24 protein-coding genes are annotated in these 23,606 nt (G+C 67.8%); 7 read left to right on the top strand and 17 right to left on the bottom strand.

Features of this window, described 5'->3' with window-relative positions:
- Positions 1-36: 36 nt before the first annotated feature.
- Positions 37-201, bottom strand: a complete 165-nt coding sequence (locus tag IE302_RS43035) for a CGNR zinc finger domain-containing protein (protein WP_268246733.1) — start codon at positions 199-201, stop codon at positions 37-39.
- Positions 202-341: 140 nt separating this feature from the next.
- Here IE302_RS43035 and IE302_RS04595 point away from each other — a divergent pair, with 140 nt between their 5' ends.
- The gene (locus tag IE302_RS04595; RefSeq protein ID WP_191252015.1) at positions 342-821 is read left to right on the top strand and encodes a DUF3592 domain-containing protein; all 480 of its coding nucleotides are present in this window, start codon (positions 342-344) and stop codon (positions 819-821) included.
- Positions 822-1,143: 322 nt separating this feature from the next.
- Here IE302_RS04595 and IE302_RS04590 read toward each other — a convergent pair whose 3' ends face one another.
- Positions 1,144-1,851: a response regulator gene (locus IE302_RS04590; RefSeq protein WP_229907593.1), complete on the bottom strand. Its 708-nt coding sequence runs from the start codon at positions 1,849-1,851 to the stop codon at positions 1,144-1,146.
- The gene (locus tag IE302_RS04585) at positions 1,838-3,478 is read right to left on the bottom strand and encodes a sensor histidine kinase (protein ID WP_191252013.1); all 1,641 of its coding nucleotides are present in this window, start codon (positions 3,476-3,478) and stop codon (positions 1,838-1,840) included. The genes IE302_RS04590 and IE302_RS04585 overlap by 14 nt, the downstream gene beginning before the upstream one ends.
- A gap of 992 nt (positions 3,479-4,470) precedes the next feature.
- On the opposite strand from IE302_RS04585, the gene IE302_RS04580 reads away from it, so the two are divergent.
- From IE302_RS04580 to IE302_RS04570, 3 genes are all read left to right on the top strand, one after another.
- Positions 4,471-5,208, top strand: a complete 738-nt coding sequence (locus tag IE302_RS04580) for an AfsR/SARP family transcriptional regulator (protein ID WP_191252011.1) — start codon at positions 4,471-4,473, stop codon at positions 5,206-5,208.
- Positions 5,209-5,298: 90 nt separating this feature from the next.
- Positions 5,299-6,084 (top strand): SDR family NAD(P)-dependent oxidoreductase, encoded by a 786-nt coding sequence (locus IE302_RS04575; RefSeq protein WP_191252009.1) that lies wholly within the window; start codon positions 5,299-5,301, stop codon positions 6,082-6,084.
- Positions 6,085-6,111: 27 nt separating this feature from the next.
- Entirely contained in the window at positions 6,112-6,522 is a 411-nt protein-coding gene (locus tag IE302_RS04570) for a lipocalin-like domain-containing protein (RefSeq protein ID WP_191252007.1), read from the top strand.
- A 115-nt stretch (positions 6,523-6,637) separates the two neighbouring features.
- On the opposite strand, the gene IE302_RS04565 is transcribed toward IE302_RS04570, so the two are convergent.
- From IE302_RS04565 to IE302_RS04545, 5 genes are all read right to left on the bottom strand, one after another.
- Positions 6,638-7,579, bottom strand: coding sequence for an aromatase/cyclase (locus IE302_RS04565; RefSeq protein ID WP_229907592.1), 942 nt, complete (start codon positions 7,577-7,579; stop codon positions 6,638-6,640).
- A 12-nt stretch (positions 7,580-7,591) separates the two neighbouring features.
- On the bottom strand, positions 7,592-7,843 hold the full coding sequence (locus IE302_RS04560) for an acyl carrier protein (RefSeq protein ID WP_191252003.1): 252 nt from the start codon (positions 7,841-7,843) through the stop codon (positions 7,592-7,594).
- A 2-nt stretch (positions 7,844-7,845) separates the two neighbouring features.
- Positions 7,846-9,063 carry a ketosynthase chain-length factor gene (locus IE302_RS04555; RefSeq protein WP_191252002.1) on the bottom strand — a complete coding sequence of 406 codons (1,218 nt, stop codon included), beginning with the start codon at positions 9,061-9,063 and terminating at the stop codon, positions 7,846-7,848.
- Positions 9,060-10,325 (bottom strand): beta-ketoacyl-[acyl-carrier-protein] synthase family protein, encoded by a 1,266-nt coding sequence (locus tag IE302_RS04550; RefSeq protein ID WP_191252000.1) that lies wholly within the window; start codon positions 10,323-10,325, stop codon positions 9,060-9,062. The genes IE302_RS04555 and IE302_RS04550 overlap by 4 nt, the downstream gene beginning before the upstream one ends.
- Positions 10,326-10,449: 124 nt before the next feature.
- Entirely contained in the window at positions 10,450-11,367 is a 918-nt protein-coding gene (locus tag IE302_RS04545; protein WP_191251998.1) for an MBL fold metallo-hydrolase, read from the bottom strand.
- A gap of 140 nt (positions 11,368-11,507) precedes the next feature.
- On the opposite strand from IE302_RS04545, the gene IE302_RS04540 reads away from it, so the two are divergent.
- Entirely contained in the window at positions 11,508-11,930 is a 423-nt protein-coding gene (locus tag IE302_RS04540; RefSeq protein ID WP_191251996.1) for a nuclear transport factor 2 family protein, read from the top strand.
- A gap of 38 nt (positions 11,931-11,968) precedes the next feature.
- On the opposite strand, the gene IE302_RS04535 is transcribed toward IE302_RS04540, so the two are convergent.
- Both IE302_RS04535 and IE302_RS04530 read right to left on the bottom strand, forming a co-directional pair.
- Positions 11,969-13,396 carry an FAD-binding oxidoreductase gene (locus IE302_RS04535; protein ID WP_191251994.1) on the bottom strand — a complete coding sequence of 476 codons (1,428 nt, stop codon included), beginning with the start codon at positions 13,394-13,396 and terminating at the stop codon, positions 11,969-11,971.
- Positions 13,397-13,564: 168 nt separating this feature from the next.
- Positions 13,565-15,076: an MFS transporter gene (locus IE302_RS04530; RefSeq protein ID WP_191251992.1), complete on the bottom strand. Its 1,512-nt coding sequence runs from the start codon at positions 15,074-15,076 to the stop codon at positions 13,565-13,567.
- Between the two features lie 320 nt (positions 15,077-15,396).
- On the opposite strand from IE302_RS04530, the gene IE302_RS04525 reads away from it, so the two are divergent.
- Positions 15,397-16,548: a nucleotide disphospho-sugar-binding domain-containing protein gene (locus IE302_RS04525; protein ID WP_191251990.1), complete on the top strand. Its 1,152-nt coding sequence runs from the start codon at positions 15,397-15,399 to the stop codon at positions 16,546-16,548.
- Between the two features lie 53 nt (positions 16,549-16,601).
- Here the strand turns inward: IE302_RS04525 and IE302_RS04520 are convergent, their stop codons facing one another.
- A complete protein-coding gene (locus tag IE302_RS04520; RefSeq protein WP_191251988.1) occupies positions 16,602-17,474 on the bottom strand; it encodes a sugar phosphate isomerase/epimerase family protein in 873 nt (290 codons plus the stop codon).
- A gap of 141 nt (positions 17,475-17,615) precedes the next feature.
- Here IE302_RS04520 and IE302_RS04515 point away from each other — a divergent pair, with 141 nt between their 5' ends.
- Positions 17,616-18,194, top strand: a complete 579-nt coding sequence (locus IE302_RS04515; protein WP_191251986.1) for a TetR/AcrR family transcriptional regulator — start codon at positions 17,616-17,618, stop codon at positions 18,192-18,194.
- Positions 18,195-18,223: 29 nt separating this feature from the next.
- Here the strand turns inward: IE302_RS04515 and IE302_RS04510 are convergent, their stop codons facing one another.
- The 6 genes from IE302_RS04510 to IE302_RS04485 all read right to left on the bottom strand — a co-directional run bounded on the left by IE302_RS04510 (position 18,224) and on the right by IE302_RS04485 (position 23,371).
- Positions 18,224-19,189 (bottom strand): NAD-dependent epimerase/dehydratase family protein, encoded by a 966-nt coding sequence (locus tag IE302_RS04510; protein ID WP_191251984.1) that lies wholly within the window; start codon positions 19,187-19,189, stop codon positions 18,224-18,226.
- Positions 19,189-20,115, bottom strand: a complete 927-nt coding sequence (gene rfbA / locus IE302_RS04505) for a glucose-1-phosphate thymidylyltransferase RfbA (RefSeq protein WP_191251982.1) — start codon at positions 20,113-20,115, stop codon at positions 19,189-19,191. Before rfbA ends, IE302_RS04510 begins: the two co-directional genes overlap by 1 nt.
- A 97-nt stretch (positions 20,116-20,212) precedes the next feature.
- Positions 20,213-20,533, bottom strand: coding sequence for a hypothetical protein (locus IE302_RS04500; RefSeq protein WP_191251980.1), 321 nt, complete (start codon positions 20,531-20,533; stop codon positions 20,213-20,215).
- A gap of 49 nt (positions 20,534-20,582) precedes the next feature.
- Positions 20,583-20,999, bottom strand: coding sequence for an SCP2 sterol-binding domain-containing protein (locus IE302_RS04495; protein ID WP_191251978.1), 417 nt, complete (start codon positions 20,997-20,999; stop codon positions 20,583-20,585).
- Complete coding sequence (locus IE302_RS04490; protein WP_229907591.1) at positions 20,996-22,267, bottom strand: cytochrome P450; 1,272 nt, start codon at positions 22,265-22,267, stop codon at positions 20,996-20,998. Before IE302_RS04490 ends, IE302_RS04495 begins: the two co-directional genes overlap by 4 nt.
- 45 nt (positions 22,268-22,312) lie before the next feature.
- Positions 22,313-23,371 carry a methyltransferase gene (locus IE302_RS04485; protein ID WP_191251977.1) on the bottom strand — a complete coding sequence of 353 codons (1,059 nt, stop codon included), beginning with the start codon at positions 23,369-23,371 and terminating at the stop codon, positions 22,313-22,315.
- Positions 23,372-23,606: the final 235 nt, after the last annotated feature.

Below are 23,606 nucleotides of genomic sequence, written 5' to 3'. Positions count from 1 at the left end.
TCAAAGGCGCGATCGGCGTGGTGGCCTGGCAGTTTCTCAGTTCGGACCGCGCCGGCTCCGGTAGGCCGCGACGCCGGCTCGGTGTGCGCAGGTTCGAGTGCAGTACTGCTTCGAGCCGTTTCGTGAGAGGTCCACGAAGGTGCCGCGGCAGCTCAGCCCCGCGCATACACCGAGGCGATTCGGGCCGAGCGTGGCGATCACCGCGGCCAATCAGCCTGCCCCGTCCGCCCTGGTCGTTTCCGGCCAGTGGCGTCGAGTTCCGGCCATACGCGCACTCTGGAACACAGATCGTCGGAACCTGCCTAAGGCAACCTCGGCAGCGTCCTGAGCGTACTGAGCGCATGACGTCGTTGAGGTCCCGGCTGCGCGGGATGCCTGTTCTGTGGCTTCCCCTGGCGTTGCTGGTCTGCGGGCTCGTGGTGCTGGTGCTCGGTATTTCCATCGCCGTTGACGTCAACCGGTCGGCGGGACTCACCCCGGGGCGGGTCGTGGCGACCGCGTCGCGGGACAGCGTGACCGCGGACGTCGAATACACCGGGTCCGACGGCATCACGAGGACCGAAACCTTCGAACACCACCAGGGCAGCCGCAGAGTCCACGAGGGAGACTGGGTACAGATCCGGGTGTGGCCGGACGAGCAACGCGCGGAATTCGACGAAGGTGACAAACACACCGGCGCGATCGTCATGGGCAGTGTGCTGGCCCTGCTCGGCGCGGGCGCCATCGTCGCGTTGGTGCTGTGGCACCACGGCGTACGAATGGAGAAACCCCGGGCGCGGCTGCACCTGTGGTGGTGCTGGCTGGTGTCCTTCTGGCGCTGACACACCGCGACCGCATGCACGAGGATCCCGCGCTCGGCATCCCCACGGTGTGTTACGCGGCCGCCCAGCTGCGGTGCGTCGCGCACATACTGCAGCCAGGGCAAGAGCCCAGGCCCCGTCGAGCATGATCGCCCCCTTGTCCAGGGTGATGATCTTGTCGTCGCTGGCGTGGATCAGGGGCAGCTGACCGGTGGTGATGTCGACGTGGGTCACCAGCTGTTTGTGCTGTTCAGAACCGCTTGCCACCGGGTGCCGACCGGCCCATAAACTCCACAATGGACAGTCGGGTGGCCCTGGCGGGCTTCGGCGCCATCGGTGACGGTCAGGGAGCAGACCCACGACTGTCGACGGGTGGTGCGTCGTGGCGGAGGTAGGCCAGTACGGCTGTGACGCGGTGGTGGAGTCCGGCCAGTTCGGTGAGGCCGAGTTTGGCGAAGGTGGAGTTGACGTGCTTTTCGATGGTGGATTCGGCCAGAGCCAAAGTGTCGGCGATGGTGCGATTGTTGCGGCCTTGGGCCATGAGACGCAGGACGTCGACTTCGCGAGGGGTGAGCTGGGCCAGCGGGGAGGTGACGGTGCGAGTGTGGCTGTGCATGAGGACTTCGACGATCCGTGGGTCGATCACCGAGCCGCCTGCGGCGACTTCATGGAGCGCGCGGACGAGTTCGTCGAGGTCGCCGACGCGCTCCTTGAGCAGATAGGCCAGCCCGTCGGTGCCGTGTTGGAACAGGGCGAAGGCGTAGTGCTCGCTGGCGTGCTGGGACAACACGACCACTCCGATGCCGGGGTACTTGGTGCGGATCGTGTGGGCGGCGGTGATGCCCTCGAGGTGATGGCCGGGAGGCATGCGGATGTCGGCGATGACCGCGTCGGGGTGTTCGTAGTCGACGGCGGTGAGCAGTTCCTCGGCGGTGCCCACGGTGCCCAGAACCGTGATCCGGCCGGTGTCGTCGAGGAGTCGGCGGGTGCCCTCACGAACCAGGTAGTGGTCATCGGCGATGAGGATTCGCAGGCGCTCACGCGTTGACATCGGGGACGACCTCCTTGGCAGGCAGCTGGGCGCGCACAGTAGTACCTCCGGGCGTGGTGGCGGTGACCTCCAGGTCACCGCCGACGGCTCCGACCCGGTCACGCAACCCGATCAGGCCGGCGCCTTCGCGATGGTCTTGCGGGAGCCCGATCCCGTTGTCGGCGATCTCGACCCGCAACAACCCGTCGGCCAGCGAGAGTCGAACGGTCACCTGCGACGCCTCAGCGTGTTTGAGCACGTTGGTCAGCGCCTCGGAGACGAGGAAGAACACCGCCTCCTCGATATCGACAGAGAATCGCGTGGAATCCACCGGCGGCTCGGCCGTGACAGTGACCGGGATCGGGGCGCGACGGGCGCGGGAACGTACCGCGGCGATCACCCCTTGATCGGTCAGTTCGGCGGGATGTATGCCATGGGCGAGTTTCCGCAGGCCCTCGATCGCGCGGTGGGCGTCGTCCTGCACCTCGTTCAGCATCGCGTCGGCGTTTTCGGCGTCTGACACCAGTTTGTTGCGGGCCAGCCGCAGCTTCGCGACCAGGGCGACGAGTTCCTGCTGGATCCCGTCGTGCAGATCCCGCTCGATCCGCCGGCGTTCGACGTCCTGGGCGTGCACGATGCGGGTCCGCGAGGCCGCCAGCTCGCCCGCCTGCAGACGAATCTGAGCCACCCGCGCGGCCAGTTCGAACGACAGGCGCATCGCGTAGGCCGCGACGAGAGCGAGCACAGCGAGCGCGGCGGGCAGGAGCGTTCCCATCTTGGTGGCGATGACGCTGGCGACCCCGACCGCCCAGAGGCCGAGGACGAGCCAGAGCATCCCGTACCGGGTGGCCCACCGCATCTTCAGATTGATCCCCAGCAGCCGGTACCGGACAATCGCCACCAGCAAGGCGGTCGCCACGATCGCGAGGGCCAGCAGCGCCGCTCCGGTGACCAGGGTGTCGGGCGGGCGCATGGAGATATCCCACCGCCGCAGCAGAATCAGCGGCGCCGTGCTCACCGCGGCGATCAGCGCACCCATCCCCAGCAGCCAGCGCCACGTCCACTGCTGGGTGACCGGAAGCCGCGTGTACCGGATCGCCTGCAGCACCGCGGCGATCAGCAGGAGCAGCCAGATCCCCAACTGGAACTGTGTTACCGGCGGCGGCCGGTCGGCGAAGTAGTTGAGCAGGTACAGCAGGGGGAGCGCCCACAACGCGCGCAGCACAATCCGCTCGTGCGGGAACCGGTAGCGCCCATCGGGCAGTAGCGCGACCAGGCTCACCACCAGCACCACCACGACGCATTGCATGACGCCGACACCTTGGATGTATATCTGCGCCCACCACGGCGGAAGCGATGTGGATTCCCGCTCCTCGGCCGAGAACGTCCGGAGAACATCATTGGTGACGGCAGCGGTCACCGCCATCACTGTCGCGGTGACCAGCAACCTGCGCGTCAAGGGATGCCCCGGTGCGCGCCACCACACCACGGCCCCGACCACATAAAGCGGCAGCGGAACAGTGAAGACCACCGACGTGTTGCGCATCCCCGGTGCGGTCAGTACGAGCACGGCCGCGACGAGCACACTCACCGCCCCCACCACGGCCAGCGCCCACATTCCCGGTGCCCGAGCCCTCTCCCCTGCCACCGATCGATCATCCTGCCTGGGACCCTGCCCTGGCCACCCCCTGTTCCGCACCTTGCGTATGGAGGCAAACCTCCAGTCCGGAAGCGAAGCCAGCCGGGTGTCCACGGCGCACGCAGCCCGTCACGGTAGTGCTGGCAGGCCAGGAAGAACGGGGGTCTTCAGGGGGACGACGCCTGCCGACATCACGACCGGAAGACAACGGCTTCCCGTGACGGTTTCCGTCGAAGCCGTGTTCGGTCACGAAGGAAGCATCAATATCCTGTCTTATGGTTACGAATACAGAACCGGTCACCAGAAAGCCCGAAATGCCCAGAATGAACTTCTTGACCATTCGACATTCTCGAACACGTCGGCTCGATGATCACTCGATTGGCGGTGTCATATAAGAACCCACGAGCGAGACGCTGATCGCGGTAGCCGCAGAATATGGGGGGTGCGCTATGTCAAGCACTGAGTCGAGCCCGACTCAACGAAAGAAGACCGAGATCGAGGATTTCTTTTTCGGCAGGCAAGACTGCTTTCATCGTATTTCCGGAGCGATGATTATTGGCGTGACGCCAGAGCGAATTCGGTTGCGCCATGGGCAATGCGAGCAGAGCTGCAAGCAACACCGCTATCGCGCCTGTTCGCGCCGATCAATATGAGAACGTAGGCTCGACGGCTTGTCCACTGGGGTAGATCGGGTCCGGCCTTCGCCGTCCGGGTGCGCGCTTCGAGTCGCCACCACGGCACTCGATGAACATGCAGCTTTGACGTTTTCATTCAAGCACGTATCCACGTCGGATGGAGACGTACGGTTCACAAAGCAATATCTGGGGTTTTCTGAACGATTATGACTTCTGTCGCGCCATTATTTCACACTCCGTGTCCTTGCATCACGGTAGCGCGACCGTCGTCGCAACAGTAATTTCATCAAGGCTAAATTCCAAGCTTTTCCGGGGGAGAAAATGACGGATACAAATGTCCTGATCCACCTACTGGGGTCCCTGGAGGTGACCGATGTCGAAAAGATCACCGCTGCCAAGCTCCGTCAGGTCATCGCGTTGCTGGCCGCGAACGCGAACGCGGTGGTGAGCACGGAACAACTGATCGACGAACTGTGGCCGGCCGAGCCACCCCGCACCGTGCGGACCATCCTGCAGACCTATATCTACCAGCTACGCAAGCTGTTCGCCGGTGGCTCAGCCAACGAGAACGGCTCCGAACTGCTCGGTACGAGGCCAGGTGGGTACGTCCTCGCCCTGCCGCGCACGAAAATCGACATCTTCCGGTTCCAGCACCTCGCGGACAGCGGCAAGGAGGCGCTCGCGCGCAACGAGCCAGAACTGGCCGGTCACCTGCTGCGAGACGCATTGGGTCTCTGGCGTGGACCTGTGCTCGCCGACGTCGATCACGGGCCGAGGCTGCGGGGCCTCTCGGTGTATCTGGAGGAACAGCGCCTGGAGGCTCTGACGCTGCGCATCGAGGCCTACCTCGCCAGCGGCCGGCACCGCGAGACCATCGGCGAACTGCGTTATCTGGTGGCCCACCACGAGTTGCACGAATCGTTCTACATCCTGCTGATGCGTGCCCTGCACGGATCGGGGCGGCGGGCCGAAGCCCTCGAGGTCTTTGGCGAGTTGCGTCGTGTCCTCGACGAGGAACTGGGGCTGGAGCCTTCGTTCGAGGCCAAGCGGTTCCAGGCGGAGATCCTGACCGGTTCCCGTGCCACCGCGTGCAGCACGCCTTGATCTCCGGTAGAGGCGTGCTTGTGACGGTGATAGGGCCCGACGAGTACACGACGCGCCGGGCGACCTACGACCGAAGAACAGGGGAAATTCATGGCTGAGCGCGCACAACCGGTCGCCCTGGTCACGGGGGCCACGAGTGGAATCGGCCTGGAGATCGCGACGGCTCTCGGGCGCCGCGACATGGCGGTGTTCTTGTGCTCGCGCAAGCCCGACGCGGTGGAGGCCACCGTGAAGGACCTGCGGGGGCAAGGTCACACCGTCGACGGCTTCCACGCCGACGTACGGTCGGCGGAGGAGATCCACCGGCTCGTGGAGCGGGCGGTGGAGCGCTTCGGGCCGATCGACGTCCTGGTGAACAACGCAGGCAGGCCTGGTGGCGGGGCGACCGCCGAGATCACCGACGAGCTGTGGTGTGACGTCATGGAGACGAACCTGAACAGCGTCTTCCGGGTCACCAAAGAGGTCCTGTCCACCGGCGGCATGCTCGAGCGCGGGCGCGGCCAGATCGTCAACATCGCGTCCACCGGCGGGAAGCAGGGTGTGGTGCACGCGGCGCCGTACTCGGCCTCGAAGCACGGCGTGGTCGGGTTCACCAAGGCGCTCGGGCTGGAACTCGCCCGCACCGGCATCACGGTCAACGCGGTCTGCCCGGGCTTCGTCGAGACGCCGATGGCAGAACTGGTGCGCGAGCACTACGCCGGCGTCTGGGGTGTCGACGAGTCCGAGGCGTACGACCGCATCACCGACCGGGTGCCGATCGGGCGTTACGTCCAGCCGAGCGAGGTGGCCGCGATGGTCGAGTACCTGATCTCGCCCGGCGCCGCCTCGGTCACCGCACAGGCTCTCAACGTCTGCGGCGGGCTCGGCAACTACTGATCCGCGACCGATCGGCGAGGAGGACCGATGCTGTCGGAGAAAGACCTGATCGGGGTCTGGCGTCTCACCGCGCACTACTACCTCCACGAGGACGGCTCGGTCACCGAGGGCCCACTCGGGGAGGCCGCGGACGGCGTGCTGATCTACGACGCCACCGGCTGGATGGGCGTAGGCATGATGCGGACGGAGTCCGTCACCGACACCGCGGAAACCGGTACAGGTCCGCCGCCGTCGTTCTACCTGGGATACACCGGGCGGTGGCGGGTCGCGGGCGACGAGGTCGTGCACGAGGTCGCCGTCGGCTCCCATCCCCGGGTGGTCGGAACGAACCAGATCCGTGAGGCCAAGGTCGGCGACGACGGGCTCAGCCTGCGCCGGCCGGTGTCCCCTGGCTCGACGCGATACGTCGTCATGGACTGGTGCCGCGAGGCGGGATGACGGACGCTCTGACGACGACACCGGCGGGCACGGAAGATCCGTGCCCGCCGGTGTGTGTCCGGCCCGTGCGCGCGGAATCGGCGCCGCGGCCGGAGTGTGTCAACCGGAGGTCAGGTCATGCCGTGTTCGACCTCGCTCGTTCCGGGACTCCCGATTCGACAACGGCTCCCGCGCGGGTGAGGGTGGCGCGCCCGTTGGCGCCCAGGTTCTCGCGCAGGTAGGCCCGCGCCTCGGCGAGAGTGCTGTTCTCCCCGAGCTGTGCTCGCGCGGCCGCAGGGTCGATCGCGACCGTGTGCGTCGCGGTGGCCTCCACTCCGCGCCCGGCGCGACGGAAAGTCCACCGGCCGCTGTGTCCGAGCAGCATCGTCGGCGGCAGGAGCTGGGTGTAGGAAATGCTCTCGCCGGGCTGGCAGATGCGGATCGAGCGAGTGGTGTGGGCCGAACCGTCCGCGGTGACCGTGTCCATTTCCATGTGCTGGACACCATCCCCTGCTTCGGTCAGTTCGACGCGGGCCACGTGGGGCAGTCGTTCGGGCCACAGGTCACTGCGGTAGACGAAGTCGTAGACGTCATCGATGTCGCCGTCCAGCACGACGGTGTCGGAGAACGTGGAGACCACTTCGTCGACCGGGTGGCCGAGCTCGGTGATGCGGCCCAGCGCCGCGAGCTCCTCGGTGCTGTTGCGGTCCACGGCGGCGAGGATGGTCTCGCGGGCGCTCGTGTCGGTCACCGCGAACCGATGGTCGAGCACGGCCTCGGTGCCCCCGTCGCGATGTGGCTTGAACGACCACGTGCCGCTCATCCCCGCGATGGGGGGACGGCTGTGCTCCTGGCGGAACTCGATGCGCCGGGTCACCGGGTCGAGTTCGCGCCGGGAGATCCACGTCGCCACCTCGCCGGCGACAACGGCCCACAGCTGGAATCGCTCCGCGCGCTCTTCGCGCTCCAGGTGATGCACGTGGACGGTCGGCCCGAACACCACTGGCCACAGCGCCACATCGGCGGCCACCCGGTAGACCTCGTCCGGCGGGGCAGCGATCACGCGGGTATGCGTCATGAGTTCCATGGTTCACGCCGCCGCGAGCTGGCGATTGATGAGTTCGAGCAGCTCTTCGGGGGTCGTCACCTCGAGGATCTGCTCATCGCGGATCACCACGCCGTAAGCAAGCTTGAGCTGGGCGGCGGTCTCGATGAGGGCGAGCGAGTCGTATCCCAGGTCGTCGAACGGGGTACGCGCCGCCCCCTCCAGCCGGATGGTGTCTTCACCGGAACATTCGGCCAGGATCGCGCCGAGGTTGTCCAGGCTCATCGCCTTGGTCATGCTCAACTCCTGTTCTCGGGGGTGCGGAGGACGATGGCCGCGTTGAATCCCCAGCGGCCACGGGCGAGGACGAGGGCGGTGTCGAGGCCGGCTTCCCGCGGCGTGCCGAGCACCAGGTCGATGCCGTACTTTTCGGGCACCGTGCTGGTGGCGAAGGTCGGCGGGATGACACTCTCCCGCAGGCTCATCAGCGCGGCGGCGACATCGAGCATGCCGCCGCCGGAGAACAACCGGCCGGTGAGCGCTTTCGGGGCGGTGACCGGGACGCCACACACGCCGAACAACTCGCGCAGCACCCTGGCTTCGGCCCGGTCGAGCTCCGGGACCCCGGCGGCGTCCGCGAACACCACGTCGACCTCGTCGGGGCGTATCCCGGCGTCGGCCAGCGCGAGCTCGGCGGCGCGGCGCAGCCCGGGTGGGCGCCCCGAGCCGGGAGCCGGGTCGAAGGTGTTGGCGTAGCCCGCGATCCTGGCAAGGCCGGGCACGCCGCGGGCGCTCGCCGCGTCGGCGTCCTCGACGATGGCGACGGCACCGCCCTCGCCGGGCACGTAACCGTCCGCTTGCTCGTCGAACGGCCGATATGCGGTGGCCCGGTCGGAGCCGTTGCTCACCAGTCCGCTGGACAGATGCGAGACCCATCCCCACGGGTCGAACGCGGAATCGACACCGCCGCTGACCACCAAGGGCACCCCGGACCGGACGACGCGCCGGGCCTGGCCCAGTGCGTCGAGACCGCCCGCCTGTTCGGCGACCAGGGCGAAGCCGGGGCCGCGCATACCGTGCCGGATCGAGATCTGCCCGGTGTTCACCGCATAGAACCATGCGAAGGACTCATAGGCGCTCACGTGCTCCGGGCTCCGCGCCCACAACTTCTGGAACTCGCGGTGGGTGAACTCGAATCCACCTGAGGCGTTCGCCGTGACGACGCCCATCTCGTAGTCGGTCAGCGTGGACGGGTCGACCTTCGCATCGTCGAGAGCCCATTGGGCTGCGATGAGCGCGAACCGCGTCGAGACGTCGGTCTGGCGTATCAGCCGGCCAGGCAGGTGCTCGGCCGGGTCGAGCCCGTCGACGAGCCCGGCCCACCGCGGGGTGTCGCCGGAGTGCTCGAACCGGTCCAGTTCCCCGATGCCACTCCGTCCGGTGAGCGTCGCCTCCCAGAATTCGGGCAACCCGGCACCGTTCGGCGCGACCACGCCGAGGCCGGTGATCACACTCATGCCGCTCCCTTCTCCCTGGCCAGGACCATCGCACTCTGGAAACCTCCGAAACCGCTGCCGACGGTCAGCACGGTGTCGATACCGTGCTCGCGGGCGACCTTCGGGACGTAGTCCAGGTCGCAGTCCGGATCCGCGGCCTCCAGGTTCGCCGTCGGTGGCACGACCTGGTTCTCGACAGCCAGCAGGGACGCGGCGATCTCGACCGAGCCGATCGCGCCGAGGGAGTGGCCGATCATCGACTTGATCGAGCTGACCGGCGTCCGGTACGCGTGCTCGCCGAGGCTGCGTTTGAAGGCCGCGGTCTCGTGGCGATCGTTCTGTTTGGTCCCGGAACCGTGTGCGTTGATGTAGTCGATCGCGGTGGGATCGAGCCGCGCCTGGTCGAGGCTCACGCGGATCGCCTCGGTCATCTCCCGGCCATCGGACTTGAGACCTGTCATGTGGTAGGCGTTGCACCGCGTCGCGTACCCGGCAACCTCGGCGTAGATCCGCGCCCCACGCCGGAGCGCGGCGTCGCGCTCCTCCAGCACGAAGACCGCGGCGCCCTCCGCGAGCACGAAGCCGTTGCGGGTGCCGTCGAAGGGGCGCGACGCCGTACGGGGCTCGTCGTTGTAGGTGGTCGTCGCCCTGATCGCGTCGAAGCTGGCGACCACGATCGGTGTGATCGGGGTGTCCGACGCACCGGCGATCATGACGTCGGCGCTGCCCTCGCGAATCAGCGCGGAGGCGTGCCCCACCGCGTCGATACCCGACGTGCAGCCATTCGACACCATGCCGACCGGACCCTCAGCGCCGACCGCCCAGGCGATTTCCGCCGGCATGATGCTCGGGATCATGTAGTCGAACATGTGCGGTGAGAGGTATTCGGTGTCCATCACCTCGCACCGCCCCGAATCGGAGAGCACCAGGTATTCCTGCTCCAGGCTCGTCGCGGCCGCAACGGCACTGCCCAGACTCACCCCGATTCGGCCCGGCTCGAGCGCGACCGTGTCCAGCCCGCTGTCGGCGACCGCGTCCCGTGAGCACACCACCGCGAACTGCGTCGCGCGGTCCATCCGCCGGACCTCACGCGGGCTCAGACCTTCCGCCGCGGCGTCGAAGTCCACTTCGGCGGCGACCTGGGAGCGATACGGGGCGGGGTCGAAGAACGAGATGCGGCGCGTGGCGGTCCGGCCTTCAGAAAGCAGTTCCCAGAAGGCATCGCGGCCCGATGCTCCGGGGGCGCGAACGCCAATTCCTGTGATGACGACCCGGCGGTTCACGAGTCCGCACCGAATTCGTCGTTCATGTCCCCATCCCTTCCTCGTGTGTCGCTGCTCTTTTCTTTCTGTGTCGCGAAATTAAGGCCGATTCCTCGACCGTCGCTCTACCCGGGCTGCACGCGGATCACGCGTGGCAGGCGGGGATGCCGCCGTGTAGCGCCACCATGTCGGCGAACATCTGGTCGACCTCGGCGAACACGCCCTTCCCGCCGTCGCGCAGTTCCGCGCAGGCGCGATGCAGGTTCGGTGCCAGCCGCTCAGGGTCGAGCAGGTCTTCGAACTCTCCGAGTTCCGCTTCCCGGGCCGCCTCCAGGGGCGACATGCCCGCCTCGACCGCCGCGCGTGCGAGGTCCATGAGCCAGGCCAGGTACCGCTCGCCTTGGTCCAGCAGTTCCGGGCCACCGACCGGCCCGTGGCCCGGGACGATGGTCGTGGCGTCGAACTCCCGCAGATCCGCGAGTGCCGAGCGCAGCCCGGAAACCGAGCCGGTGAGCACGAAAGGGGTCACCCCGGACATGACCAGATCACCGGCGAAGAGGACACGCTCATGTGGGAGCCACGCCACGGTGTCGCAGCCGCTGTGCGCAGGCCCGAACGAATGCAACTCGACGATCTTCCCACCGACGCGCAAGGTCAACGGCCCGGCGAACGTCAGATGCGGCAAGACCAGTTCGAGTTCGCCCCACACGACGTCCGGCCACAGACCGGTCAGGTGCAGACCCGCCTCCTCGGCCTCATGTCGCGTGCGCTCGTGGCCGAGTACAAGGGCCTCGGGGAAGACGAAATTGCCGAACGTATGGTCACCGTGCGAGTGAGTGCTGACGATGACGGACGGCGGTCCGCCCGCCACCCGGTGCACCGCGCGGCGCAGCGTCCGGGCGCGGACTTCGGTGGCCGCCGTGTCGACGAGCACCGAGCGGTCGCCGGCGGTGATCAGGCCGGCGTTGTTCAGACACCAGCCGCCGTCAGGCTGCAGGTAGGCATGGACGCCGTCAGCGACCTCCAGTAGGCCGGAGGCTGTGGGACCGAAGGAATCAGGCATACCCGCACCGTCGTCGGGGCCGCTCGATCGCCGCTAGACCGCGTCTCCCTTCGGCCCCGGGGCTATCGGCGCTTTATAGCCCGTAGAGCGCGTGCGGCGACACTCCCTGCGCAACACTGCCGTGCGATCAGGGAGAGGCCATGACCACAGCCGCGATGCTCGACCCGGACACCTTGCACACCCGTGTGCAGCGGTTCTACGCCGCGCAGATGCAGCGGCTCGACGAGCGTGACATCGAGGGGTACGCAGAAACGTTCACCGACGCCGCGGAGTTCTCACACACTCCCGGGCGGCCGCCGTCGCGCACCCGCGCGGGTATCATCGAGGACCTGCGCGACTTCCATCACCGCTTCACCGACGACCCGATGCAGCGCCGCCATTGGGTCAACATGATCGATGTGGCGCTGGCCGAAGACGGCTCGATCGTCTCCACGGCCTACTGCTTGGTGGTGAAGGTTCGCCCCAAGCAGGAGCCTGTCTTCGTCAGCACCGTGATCCACGACGTGCTCGTCGAGATCGCGGGGAAACTGTTCACCCGCTCGCGCCATGTCTCCTACGACTGATTCACGGCTCGCGCCCCCGGCCACCGGGGGCGCGAGCGTCAGCGGATGTTGTGGTTGACCCGGAACAGGTTGTCCGGGTCCCAGCGGCGCTTGAGCTCACGCAGGCGTGCCCAGTCGGCAGTGGCGTAGGCGCTCGCGACGGCGTCGGGGGCGACGTCCGACGTCCCGAGGAAGGTCGGGATCCGGCCGCCGGTGAGGCCTGGCCCGAGCGTGGCCAGCAGAGCCCGGTGTTCACTCGCGAGCGCGGCGGCGTGCACCACCGAGATGGCGGGATTCGTGACGTACAAGGCGAAAGCGGCATCCCGATGGGCGATCGCATTGGGCGTTTCGGGTGCCTTCGAGAAGCGTCCGCCGAGATGGCGCACCTCGATCAACCCTGGCGACAGCTTCACCTCCGGACCCACGGCCCGCAGGACCCGATCCGCTCTCGCCGTGTCGATCCCGCTTAGCAGCCCGCTCGCGGAAACGAACGTGCCCGGCTGAGTGGGGCCCGGGATGAGCGCGTTGATCCGCGCGACGGGGTGCGCGGTGACAGTGTCGTCGTCAGGACACAGTTCTCGGAGTCCAGCGAGCTCGCGACGGCCAGAAGACGCCGATCCGACGTGCACGACGTTGATCACCAGCTCGCACCGGTCGTGTGGGGCCATGGACGGCTCGTTCGCCCTGGGAAGCCGACGAAACACGGCCACCGACGTCGTGGCGTCCGTGACGGTACGGGTCCAGGCGAGGAAACCGTGGAAAGCGCGTTCCACGGAGTCTGCCCCGAAGGTCAGCACGCCCGCGTACACCTCCGAGACCGGCATGAGATCGATGACCAGCGACGTCACGACGCCGAAGTTGCTCTTGCCTCCGCGCACGGCCCAGAACAGCTCCGGTTCGTCGTGCGCAGTCAGGCGTCTCCGGCAGCCGTCCGGAGTGATCAGCTCGATCTCCCGGACGTTGTCGGCGGCGTACCCGTACTGACGGCCGAGGAACGAGACTCCCCCGCCGGTGACGTAGCCGGCGACCCCGACGTCACCGGTCGAGCCGATCGGCGGGGCCAATTGCCAGGGAGCCGTCGCCGCGACCACCTGATCCCAGGTCGCGCCGCCGCCGACGCGTGCCGTCCGACCGTCCGGATCGACCTCGACGTCGTCGAGGTGGCGGAGCTCGATGAGCAGGGCACTGTCCGGGGCGCTCGTGCCCATGCCGTGGCCAGTGGTCTGGACCGCGATCGGGATCTGGATCTCCCTCGCGAGCCCGACCGCCCGGGCCACGTCGTCGGCTGACTCGGCTCTGACGACCGCCTGCGGGCGATGATCGGTGAGCGTGTTGAACGAGGCGCGGGCACGGTCGTAGCCGGGATCCCCGGGGCCGATGACCGGCGATTCGAGGATGTCGCGAAGGCGATCCACCAGCCTCGACGCCGGCTTCTGGCCGGCCTGGAAAGAGAACTGCGACGGGGTTCGACCCGATGTCGGTTCCACGGTGTGTCGTCTCCTCTCACGGTGGACGGGAAGGCTGCCGGACAACACGGTCACCGACCGGGATCCACGCGCGGTCAAGTGCCGCTCCGACGACGTGCGTCCCTCAAACCCGGTGGGGGATCGGGTTCGAGGGACGCCGCCGGGCCACGACGGTGGCCGGTCGGGTGGTCAGTGACGTGCCATCTGCTGGGCTTCGTTGAGAGGCTGGCCGACGACCCGTGTGGTCACGACCGCGGACACCACGAGCCCGAGGAGGGCAAAACCCGCAGCGACGTAGAACGCGAGCTGGAAACCGGCGAGCAGAGACTCCGGCGCGGCGGCCTGCGCGGTCGAGTGGCTGTCGGCCCTGGCGAAGGCCGCCGTCGAGAGGATGGCGAGCCCCAGCGCGCCACCCACCTGGTTCGTACTGGTCACCAGACCGGAGGCGAGCCCCAGCTCACCTTCTCCGCTCAGGTCCTGGGTCGTGGCGGTCACGGAGCTGACCAGCAACGTTCCCAAGCCCACGCCGGCGAGGAGCGCCGGACCCAGCACGTCGACCCAGTAGCTGCCGTGGAGGCCGATCTGCGCGAGCCAGAGCAGGGCGACGACGAGCAGACCGAACCCGCCCATCAGCAGCGGCTTGAATCCGACCTTGGTGACCAGCTGCGAGGACACCGCGGCGGAGAACATGACCGCGATTGCGAACGGCAAGAACGCGACACCGTTCTGGAGAGCGCTGAAGCCGAGGACCTGCTGGAGGTACAGGGAAAGGAAGAAGAACGTGCCGAGCATCGTGCTGGCCAGCAGCAGCGCGCAGATCGCGCCGCCGGTCACATTGCGCCGGGCGAAGACCCCGAGCGGGACGAGCGGCGAGGGGTGTTTCCTTTCGACCAGAAGGAAAGCCACCAGCAGGACCACCCCTGCGGCCAGCGTCGAGAGCGTCACCGGCGAGCCCCAGCCGGACTGTTCGGATTTGACGATGCCGAAGATCAGCAGCCCGAGACCGGTCGTGACCGTGATCGCTCCCCAGAGATCGAGCGGGGGCCGCGCCGACGAGCGGACGGCACTGACGCGGCGCAGGGTCAGGACGGCCACCACGACCAGGACCGGGACGTTGACGAGGAACACCCAGCGCCAGTTCAGCGTGCTGGTCAACAGCCCACCGAGCAGCACGCCGGTGGCACCCGCGGCCCCGGACAGGCCACCCCACAGACCGAACGCGCGGGCGCGGGCCGGGCCCGTGAAGGTCGCGGTGAGGATGGCCAGCGCCGAAGCCGACATCATGGCCGCCCCGATCCCCTGGGCGATCCGGGAGATGACGAGCATCGCCGGGCTCACCGCGAGGCCGCAGGTGAGCGAGGCCAGACCGAACACGGTCAACCCGGTCAGGAAGACCGTGCGTCGCACGAACAGGTCGGACGCGCGACCGGCCAAGAGGAGCAGCCCGCCGAAGGTCAGCAGATATCCGTTGAGCACCCACTGCAGGCTGGTCCCGGAGAACCCCAGCTCGGTCTGAATGGACGGCAGCGCGATGTTGACGATCGTGTCGTCGAGAACGCACATGAACTGCGCCAGGCACAGCACGACCAGCACCAGCGTCCGGCCCCTCACCTGATCGCTCGATCGAGCGGGAGTCTCGCTGGGTTCGGGCTTGCCCGTGAGGACCACGGCGTCGGGATCGCTTCTCTCGTTGGTGGTCATGACTCCCTCTGGGCTCGGAATGCGGCTCCGATGTCGCCGCGATGTCATCGCCTGCCCCGGACGCGGGGCGGCACGCCGGGGTGGCGCTTACGTGGGCCTGCACCGCTACGGGGCGACCTATGCGGAACCGTACCTCCGATTCCGTTTAGCCGTCAACAGCGTCGTCGGTCATGCCCTGGAACTCACCGCCGATAGAGCGCCGGTCGAGCGCCTGCCGCCACGGTCGTCCTGACGGCGGCGGGCCATGGCAGCCACGCGGGCTGCCTGCCGCTTCGCCCCCGTCCCCAACCGCACCACGCCGATGAAGGGCGGGCTTCCCTATGAGGACTTTGTTCGTCGCCGCTGGATTCAGTCCGGCGTCGGTATTCGCACTGGCTCCGCTGGCGACATCCCTGCGCAACGCCGGCCACGAAGTCGTCATGGCCGCGTTCGACGAGCTGACCCCGACGATCACGGCCGTCGGGCTCCCAGCGGTCTCCTTCGAGACCGACGAGACCACCAAGAGCATCATGACGATGGACCGGCCGGGTGGTCCCATCAACTTCCCGACAGCTCCTGACGAGGAGGCCTGGTTCCTGGGAGCCTGGTTCGGCCGTCAGGCCGCGGTCGGCCTCCCCGGTCTGGTCGAGTTTTCGCGCCGCTGGCGTCCCGACGTCGTCATCGGCGGCACGCTCGACTACGCGACGCCCATGCTCGGTGCCACCCTGGACGTGCCGCACGTGCGACAGGCCTGGGACTGGATGCCCCTCGACGAGGCCCACCCCCATGCCGACGTCGAGCTGGCACCCGAGCTCGCGGCGCTGGGCCTCGATCACGTCCCCCAGCCGGATCTCCTGGTGGACATCTGTCCCCCCAGCCTGCACCTGCCCGAGCACAACGGTGCCCGAATGATGCGGTGGATTTCCGGCAACCGACAGCGCAAGCTCGAACCTTGGATGTACACCAAGGCGTCGCGCCCCCGGGTCTGTGTCACCCTGGGCAGTCGCCGCGAAGCGGGTAGCGGCGGCGGGGAATACCTGGACGAGCTGGTGGAACAGCTCGGTTCGCTCGAAGTGGACGTGGTCGTGGCCGCGACCGAGTCCCTCGCCGAGGAACTACGGGCCCGGCACCCCGGGATCCGCGCGGACTGGCTCCCCCTCGAGTTCATCCTCCCCACCTGCGACGTCATCGTTCACCACAACGGCGGCCTGACGGCGATGAACGCGATGGACGCCGGAGTCCCCCAGGTCATCCTCGACAGGTTCAAGCTGCTCCGAAAGTCGACGGACATGATCGAGCGGCACGGATCGAGCCTGGTGATCCACGACGAGGACAACACGCCGTCGGTCGTCGCCGGTGCGTGTGCGTCGATACTGGCCGACGCCGAGTTCGCGCGCCGGGCGCGTGCGCTGTCCGCCGAGATCCGCGCCCTTCCCGCCCCGCCTCAGATCGTCGCGGACCTGGAGAAGATCGCCGTGCCGTGGCCGGGCTGAGCTCCGCGCGGTCGAGTACGACCGCGCGGGCTCGCCCGCTGTCGAGTCCGCCCTCATTCGTCGAGGCGCGGTCGACCGGTGGTGGCGGCCACCAGCGCCTCGTACGCCAACTCCGTCGCGCGGCCCACTGGAAGGCGGCGGTACTCGGCATCGAGTACCTCGACCCCCCACACCTTGTCGTAGCCACTCCGACGCAGGGCATCGACGAACCCGGCGACGTCCAGCTCGCCCGAGCCCGGCAACCTGCGGTGCTCGAAGCAGTCGGCGAAGAAGTCCGCGCCGGGCTCCGCCGTCCCGTCGGACAGCTCGACCGAGGCGATCCACTCCGGCGGGAATCCACGCACGACGTCGACGCCGAGGCCGGCGCGCGAGATCTGCCAATTGTCGAGGATGACCCCGGCGGCGGGGTGACCTGCGCCCCGCACCAGGTCGAGGGCCTGCGCCGGCGTCGCCACCTTGCATACGGAGATGGGCTCGATGCCGATCCTGGCCCCGACGTCGGCGGCCTGGCCCGCCAGCGTCGCGAACTCGCTCACCAAGGGCCCGACGTCAGCGACCGGCCCGATCGGCGGGATCACCTTGATCAAGTCTGCGCCGAGTTTCCCGGCCGCATCCAGCAGGATTCGCCGCCGCGCGTCCGAGACCACGCGCTCCTCGCCGGTCGAAGCCCAGCCGCCCAGGGCATCGAGCTCCAGATAGCCGATCCCGTGATCGTCGAGGAGCGCGCGGATCGCGGCGTCGCCGTGGCTGTCGCGTGCGATCGCCAGATCCGGAACGTTGATGCCGATGCCGTCGAAACCCGCCGCGGCGGCGGCCTCGACCCGGGCACGGATATCCTCGGGACTCGTGGCGGCGACGTCGCCGGGCACGGTGGCGCCGGCCGTCGTCCAGCAAGTGGCCACGCGACGTGGGCTCCCGGGCGTCACGGGTTGCTCCTTGCACACGACCGACTTGTCCGGGCGGCCCCAGGACACGGGAACCGCGTGTCACTGATCATCATTCGATTTCCTCCAAGCATGCGGAACCAACCTTCCGCTTGTCGTATCGGCGGCCTAGGATAGGAACCGATGACCGAGACCTCACGCCCTCTGCGCGCCGACGCACGGCGCAACCGCGAGCGAATCACTCAAGGCGCACGCGAGCTGTTCGCGCGCCGCGGACGAGAGGTGCAGATGGATGAGATCGCGGAGTACTGCGGTCTCGGTATAGGCACGCTCTACCGGCACTTCCCCAACAAGGAGGCGCTGCTCACCGCACTGGTCCGCGAACGCTTCGAGGGAATGGCCGAGCTCGCACGCGTGGCCGACAAGCTCGCCGATCCGCAAGAGGCGTTCGAGGAGATGCTGCGGACGTATCTCGAGGCGGCCGACGGCGATGCCATCTTCCAGCTCGCGCTCATGGGCTCCACCGACTTCGACTGGGAGGCCATCGAGGAAGAGAAGCACGTCTACGCCGAGATCCTCGCGCGGATCATCGAGCGTGCGGCCCAGGCCGGGGCGGTGCGCGCCGACTTCGGCCTCGACGACTTCCGGATGCTCGTCAGCAGCATCATGGCGACGATGTACTTCTCACGAGGCGAGCCTGCGAACTGGCGCCGTCATCTCGACCTCGTTCTGGACGGCGTACGGCCCCGTCCAGAGCGCTGACCCACTCGACCGCCTGCGCCTGTTCACCGCTAGCCACCAGGGCCGGCCGCGCGATTCCCGGTACGTGCACGAGCGTCTCGCTCGTGGCGCGCCAGGTAGGAGCGCCACGTGTCGGCGAGCCCGTCCGCGAGTGTGATTCGCGGACGCCAGCCCAGCACCTCCGCGGCCCGGCGGACGTCAAGCCAAGAGTCCTGGCGGTCGAACGACCGCGCCTTGTCCCGTTCGGACACAAGGGTGCGGCCGACGACGGCCTCGAACTGCCGGTGCAGTTCGTTCAGCGAAGTGGACTCCCCCGAACCGATGTTCAGGACGACCGGTCGCTTGTCCGCGCGGAATGCGGGTGCCCGACGCAGTACCGCGAGCATCGCGCTCGTGACGTCGGCGATGTGGATGTAGTCGCGCCGCGAGCCCCCGTGCCCGAGGATGCGCAGCGGCTCTCCCGCGAGCGCCGCCTCCATCCAGTGCCCGACGACACCGTAGCCGGCGCTCGTCCGCTGTCCCGGTCCGTAGAAGTTGGCGACCCGCAGCACGACCGGCGCGATACCGTCCACCGCCGCGGCCAACGCCTCCTCCTGCTCCAGCTTGGCCCGGCCGTAGGCGGTCGTCGGGTTCACCGCGGTCAGCTCCGCATAGGGCGGTTCGCACGTTGCGTCGTACACCGTCCCGCCCGATCCCTCGAGCACGACGACAGGACGCCGACCGCTCACGGACAACACGGTGAGCAACACGCGTAGCTCAGCAATACTCTCGCTGACCCGGTCCGGGTCCCGCTCTGCGACCGCGGGGCTCATCCGATCCGGCACGAAGAACACCACGTCCACCCCGAGAAGATCCGGATCGGGGATCGAGCCGCGCATCGCCGGGTGTTCGGCGGTGTAGCCGAGCGTGGGAACCCCCTTCCACCACAGCGCACGCACCAGCCGGGCGCCGAGAGAACCGTCGGCACCGATCACGGCGGCCAGCGGTTCGTTCGCAGGACTGAACGAAGGCACCATCACGCGGACCCCCTGCCTGCAACCGCCTCCTGCGGAATCGGCCATGCCATGCTCTCCAGGGGTTCGCCGGCCGCTGCCATTATGTAAAGACCGTAAGAGGAATGGGAGAGATCGCGACCGAGGCGGTAGCACGCCTCCCGGTCGATGAAGCCCATCCGCCAGGCGATCTCCTCCAGGCAGGCGATCCGGACTCCTTGGCGGTGTTCGAGGGTCTGCACGAACTGGCTCGCGTCGATCAGCGCGTCGTGGGTGCCGGTGTCAAGCCAGGCAAAACCGCGACCCAAAGAAACCAGACGACACTTACCGCGGTCGAGGTAGTGCCGATTGATGTCCGTGATCTCCAGCTCGCCGCGCGGCGAAGGCGTGAGGTGCGCCGCGATGTCGACGACGTCGTTGTCGTAGAGGTAGAGCCCGGTCACCGCGACGTTCGAACGTGGTGCCGCCGGCTTTTCTTCCAAGGTGACCGGATCGCCGTTGGCGTCGACCTCGACCACACCATAACGCTCCGGGTCGCTGACCGGGTAGCCGAACAGCACGCAGCCGTCGATGTCGCGGACAGCGTCACGGAGCCTCCGGCCGAACCCGGGACCGTGGAAGATGTTGTCCCCCAGTACCAGCGCCACCGGCTCATCGCCGATGTGGTCGGCGCCCAGGATGAAGGCGTCGGCCAGTCCTCGCGGCTTGTCCTGCGCGGCATAGCTGAACCGCACGCCGAGCCGGGACCCCTCACCGAGAAGGCGACGAAACGATTCCAAGTACTGAGGGGCGGTTATGATCAGGATGTCGGTGATACCCGCGAGCATGAGCACCGAGATCGGATAGTAGATCATCGGTTTGTCGTAAATGGGCAAGAGCTGTTTCGAAGTGCCGAGCGTGATCGGATGCAGGCGGGTTCCGTTCCCACCGGCCAGGACGATCCCCTTCACGATTCCCTCCAGCGTGGCGCCGCACGGCGGGCAGCCCGTGTCTCGGGACCACGTACGCGGCGAACGCAGGCCCGGCGGCGACACCCGAGCGCGTCGATCATTCCGCCTCGTCTTCGCTGTTCACCCAGACCACCTGGTAGGGGAACGCGGTCATCCAGCGCTGAGTGAACTCTCCAAGGGGCGGGTGCACGGAAAGCTTCTCCAGCGTGCCGAGGTCCGCGCAGCGCACTTCTGCGATCGCGGAGGAGACGAAGACCGGTGCGTGGCTCTCCTCTGCGAGCGGGACGTGCTTGCGGTAGACGAACGAGTCGGCGATACCCGAGCTGCCGATGATGTTGGCGAGCTCGCCGAAGAACCGCTCGCGGTCCGATCCGGACATCGAGTCGGGAAACGAGAAGACGAGGGTGTGGGTCAGCATCGGGTGGTCTCCTTGAACTCTGGTCCGGTCGTCGGGATGCCCTGCCAGGTCACCATTGCGTCCTCTCCCACAGCGCTGCCGCGGCGCGGGCGTAGTGGCCGGTCTGCAGCACCAACATCAGCTCCAGCAGCTTCGCCTTGTCGCCCTCCACGGCGAAGCGGCCGGTGACCAACGCGGTGGCGACATGGAGCTCGCCGGTCTGGAACGCGACGAGGTCTGCGTAAGTGGCCGTGATCGTGAGGTCGGGGGTCTCCAGCCGTCCCCGTGCGGCCCGCGTCAGGGTGCCGCGACGCACCACCCAATAGTGGTCGATCTCGCCTTCCGGGGTATCGGTCGCGTGAAACTGCAGCCGAACGTCAGCCCGGGCCGGGGGCGCCGGGGCAGCCGTGGTCAGCCGGCTCAGCTCGGCCAGGTACTCATCGGACAGGTAGTGCACCGTCCGCGCTGCGTTCGTCCCGGCGGTCATGACGCCCCGCCTTTCCCGGCTCGCGTCCCATTTCTCACGATCATGGCTTCGACCTGGGGGAACGCGACCCGCGGCCGGTGGCGCAACGACTCGGCCAGTTCCAGGCGTGGAAACCGGCGCAGGATCTCCGGAAACACGATCTCGGCCTGGAGCTTCGCGAGCCGCCATCCTGGGCACGCATGGATGCCCGCGCCGAAGGAGATCGGGCTGCTTTCCGCGCGGGTGACGTCGAAGCGGTCGGGGTCCGTGAAGTGCTCCGGGTCGCGATTGGCCCCGGCGATGAGCACCATCAGTCGCGACCCGGGCGGGATCGCGACTCCCCCGATCTCCGTCGTCTCGTCGGTGGTGCGTGGGACCATGTGAGCAGGCGGATCCATCCGCAGTACCTCGTCGATCGCGGAACCCATGAGCGACGGGTCACCCCGCACCAGGTCCGCCTGGTCCGGGTTCTCCATGAAGAGCCGGATGCCGTTGGTGAGGAAGAACGTCGTCGTCTCGCTGCCCGCGGCGATGATCATGTGGCACATCTGGACAAGTTCCGCCCGGCTGAGCCGGGCGGCCTCGTCGTCGGTGTCGATCAGGGCGGAGAGCAGGTCGTCCCCGCGCGTGCGCTGCTTTCTGTCCACGAGCCGGCCGTAGTACTCGTCCAGGAAGTCCGCGGCCCGGTCCGCCGCCTGCAGCTCCGAAGCGGTCATTCCCAGCTCGAACACACGCTGGAAGTCCCTGATCGGTTCCCGCAGCAGCGGGGCCTCCTCCTGAGGAACACCGAGCAGGCCGGCGACGACGCTGAGAGGCAACGGGAAGCAGAAGTCGTTGCAGACGTCGCCGCCGCCGTCGCGGACGAACGGCTCCAGCAGCTCGTCGACCCGCCGCACGATGAAGGCGCGGTGCGCCGACACCCGTTTCGAGGTGAAAGCCCGACTGACGATGCGACGAAGCCGGGTGTGCTCTGGTGGGTTCGCCCACAGCATCGTCGAGCCGAGCTTGACCAGAGCGGCGTGCTGGTCCCACTCGTCGCTGAAACGCCCGGCCATGAAGGTGTGCACGTCCTTGCCGATTTGCTTGGCACGCAGAGCCGCGTTCGCGTCGTCATACCGGGATACCACCCAGGTTCCCAGCGTGCTGCGATGAACAGGCACGGCCTCACGCAGGCGGCGGTAGCGCGCATGCGGATCGACCCTGCCTTCGGGGGAGAACAGAAGCTCGGCGAACGCCTCGTTGGCAGCGTGCTCGGCCGCTGGGTGCATCGTCGTCACGTCTGCGGTCATCGGGACTCCTCTCTAACGGACTCGCCTGTGGCGCGCGAGCAACCGTCAGGCCGACGGAACACTCGCCTCGACCACATGCAGGAGCGGGGGCACCGGGGTGACACTTTCGAGCCGCAGGCCGGCGCGCTCCACCAGCGCCGTCACGCCTTTGCGCGTGTGACGGCGCCCATTCGTGTTGAGCAGGAACAGCAAGTCGATCCCCGTGGCGTACCGGATCTCCGGGCTGTCGTCGACGAGGTTGGTGATCATCAGCACCCGGCTTCCTGGCCGCGCGGCCTGCGCGGCGTTGCGTAGTGCGGTCACCGTCCACTCGTCATCCCACTCGAGGATGCTCTTGAACTGATAGATGTCCGCCCCCTTGACCGGGATGTCCACCAGACAGTCGCCCGCGAGCACCTGCGACCGCTCGGCCAGCGCACCGCCGGGGCGTAGCCGCAGATCCGGCTCGGCTACCGCCGCGGGCAGGTCGACCAGGGTCCCGTGCAGATGCGGGTTCGCCTCAAGGATCGTGGAGAGCGTGTAGCCGCGGCCGCCGCCGACGTCCACGAAGGTCCGCACTCCACTCAAGTCGAACGTCTCGGCGATGGCCGCCGAGGTCAGGCGGCTGAGCTCGGTCTGGGAACGGTTGAAGATCTCCGTGGAGTCCGGCCACTGCGCGTGCAGGTGCGAGAAGAACCTGTCCCCGTACTTCCCCTCGAAATCGCCCCGGCCGGTGCGAACGGCGTCTTCAAGGTCCGGCCACAGCTCCCAGACCCAGGGCTCGGTGACCCAGAGAACCCAGTACTTGAGCCGCTGCGGGTCGTCCTCGCGCAGCAGACGCGACATCGCGGTATGGACGATCCCGCCGGCATCCTCGTGGAAGACGCCGTAGGAGCGCAGTGCGCGCAACAGGCGCTCGAGGATCGCGCCGTCGACGTCGAGGGACTTCGCGAGGTCGTCGATGGTCACGGGGACGTCCCCGACGTGTTCTGGGAGCCCGACCTGGATGGCGGCCCGCAGCGCGGCCGGTGCGGCGGAGGCGAGAGAGATATCGCGCAGCGTTGTGATCGCCGACGAGTCCGGCATCGCGCCGCCGCCCGGCGGAGTGCTCCGGATGATGGTCATGTGGTCACCTCTCCTGTGACTGGCGGGATTTCGGTTCGTCGTGACGACCGACCGAGGGCATCACCGGCGATTCGGTTCCATGACCGTTGTCGGCGGTTCGGGGACAATGTTCAGCCGACCTGGTAAAGCGGTACTCGACCGCGACTAACTCGTGGAGGGTTCCCACCGGTCACGATGGTCGCGGTACAAGCGATGGTCCCGGCGAGGCCGGTGTCGGCGGCATATGGATGCGAAG

The sequence above is a fragment of the Amycolatopsis oliviviridis genome, from assembly GCF_014654365.1.
Lineage (GTDB): Bacteria > Actinomycetota > Actinomycetes > Mycobacteriales > Pseudonocardiaceae > Amycolatopsis > Amycolatopsis oliviviridis.
Note: the sequence above shows the minus strand (reverse complement) of the source record. Positions and strands in the feature narration are given on the sequence as shown.

Excerpts from the sequence above, each read along its gene's own strand:
- IE302_RS04595 (WP_191252015.1), top strand. The coding sequence starts at position 342 with ATGACGTCGTTGAGGTCCCGGCTGCGCGGGATGCCTGTTCTGTGGCTT.
- IE302_RS04590 (WP_229907593.1), bottom strand. The coding sequence starts at position 1,851 with ATGTCAACGCGTGAGCGCCTGCGAATCCTCATCGCCGATGACCACTAC.
- IE302_RS04575 (WP_191252009.1), top strand. The coding sequence starts at position 5,299 with ATGGCTGAGCGCGCACAACCGGTCGCCCTGGTCACGGGGGCCACGAGT.
- IE302_RS04570 (WP_191252007.1), top strand. The coding sequence starts at position 6,112 with ATGCTGTCGGAGAAAGACCTGATCGGGGTCTGGCGTCTCACCGCGCAC.
- IE302_RS04565 (WP_229907592.1), bottom strand. The coding sequence starts at position 7,579 with ATGACGCATACCCGCGTGATCGCTGCCCCGCCGGACGAGGTCTACCGG.
- IE302_RS04560 (WP_191252003.1), bottom strand. The coding sequence starts at position 7,843 with ATGACCAAGGCGATGAGCCTGGACAACCTCGGCGCGATCCTGGCCGAA.
- IE302_RS04555 (WP_191252002.1), bottom strand. The coding sequence starts at position 9,063 with ATGAGTGTGATCACCGGCCTCGGCGTGGTCGCGCCGAACGGTGCCGGG.
- IE302_RS04545 (WP_191251998.1), bottom strand. The coding sequence starts at position 11,367 with ATGCCTGATTCCTTCGGTCCCACAGCCTCCGGCCTACTGGAGGTCGCT.
- IE302_RS04540 (WP_191251996.1), top strand. The coding sequence starts at position 11,508 with ATGACCACAGCCGCGATGCTCGACCCGGACACCTTGCACACCCGTGTG.
- IE302_RS04530 (WP_191251992.1), bottom strand. The coding sequence starts at position 15,076 with ATGACCACCAACGAGAGAAGCGATCCCGACGCCGTGGTCCTCACGGGC.
- IE302_RS04525 (WP_191251990.1), top strand. The coding sequence starts at position 15,397 with ATGAGGACTTTGTTCGTCGCCGCTGGATTCAGTCCGGCGTCGGTATTC.
- IE302_RS04515 (WP_191251986.1), top strand. The coding sequence starts at position 17,616 with ATGACCGAGACCTCACGCCCTCTGCGCGCCGACGCACGGCGCAACCGC.
- IE302_RS04510 (WP_191251984.1), bottom strand. The coding sequence starts at position 19,189 with ATGGTGCCTTCGTTCAGTCCTGCGAACGAACCGCTGGCCGCCGTGATC.
- IE302_RS04500 (WP_191251980.1), bottom strand. The coding sequence starts at position 20,533 with ATGCTGACCCACACCCTCGTCTTCTCGTTTCCCGACTCGATGTCCGGA.
- IE302_RS04495 (WP_191251978.1), bottom strand. The coding sequence starts at position 20,999 with ATGACCGCCGGGACGAACGCAGCGCGGACGGTGCACTACCTGTCCGAT.
- IE302_RS04490 (WP_229907591.1), bottom strand. The coding sequence starts at position 22,267 with ATGACCGCAGACGTGACGACGATGCACCCAGCGGCCGAGCACGCTGCC.
- IE302_RS04485 (WP_191251977.1), bottom strand. The coding sequence starts at position 23,371 with ATGACCATCATCCGGAGCACTCCGCCGGGCGGCGGCGCGATGCCGGAC.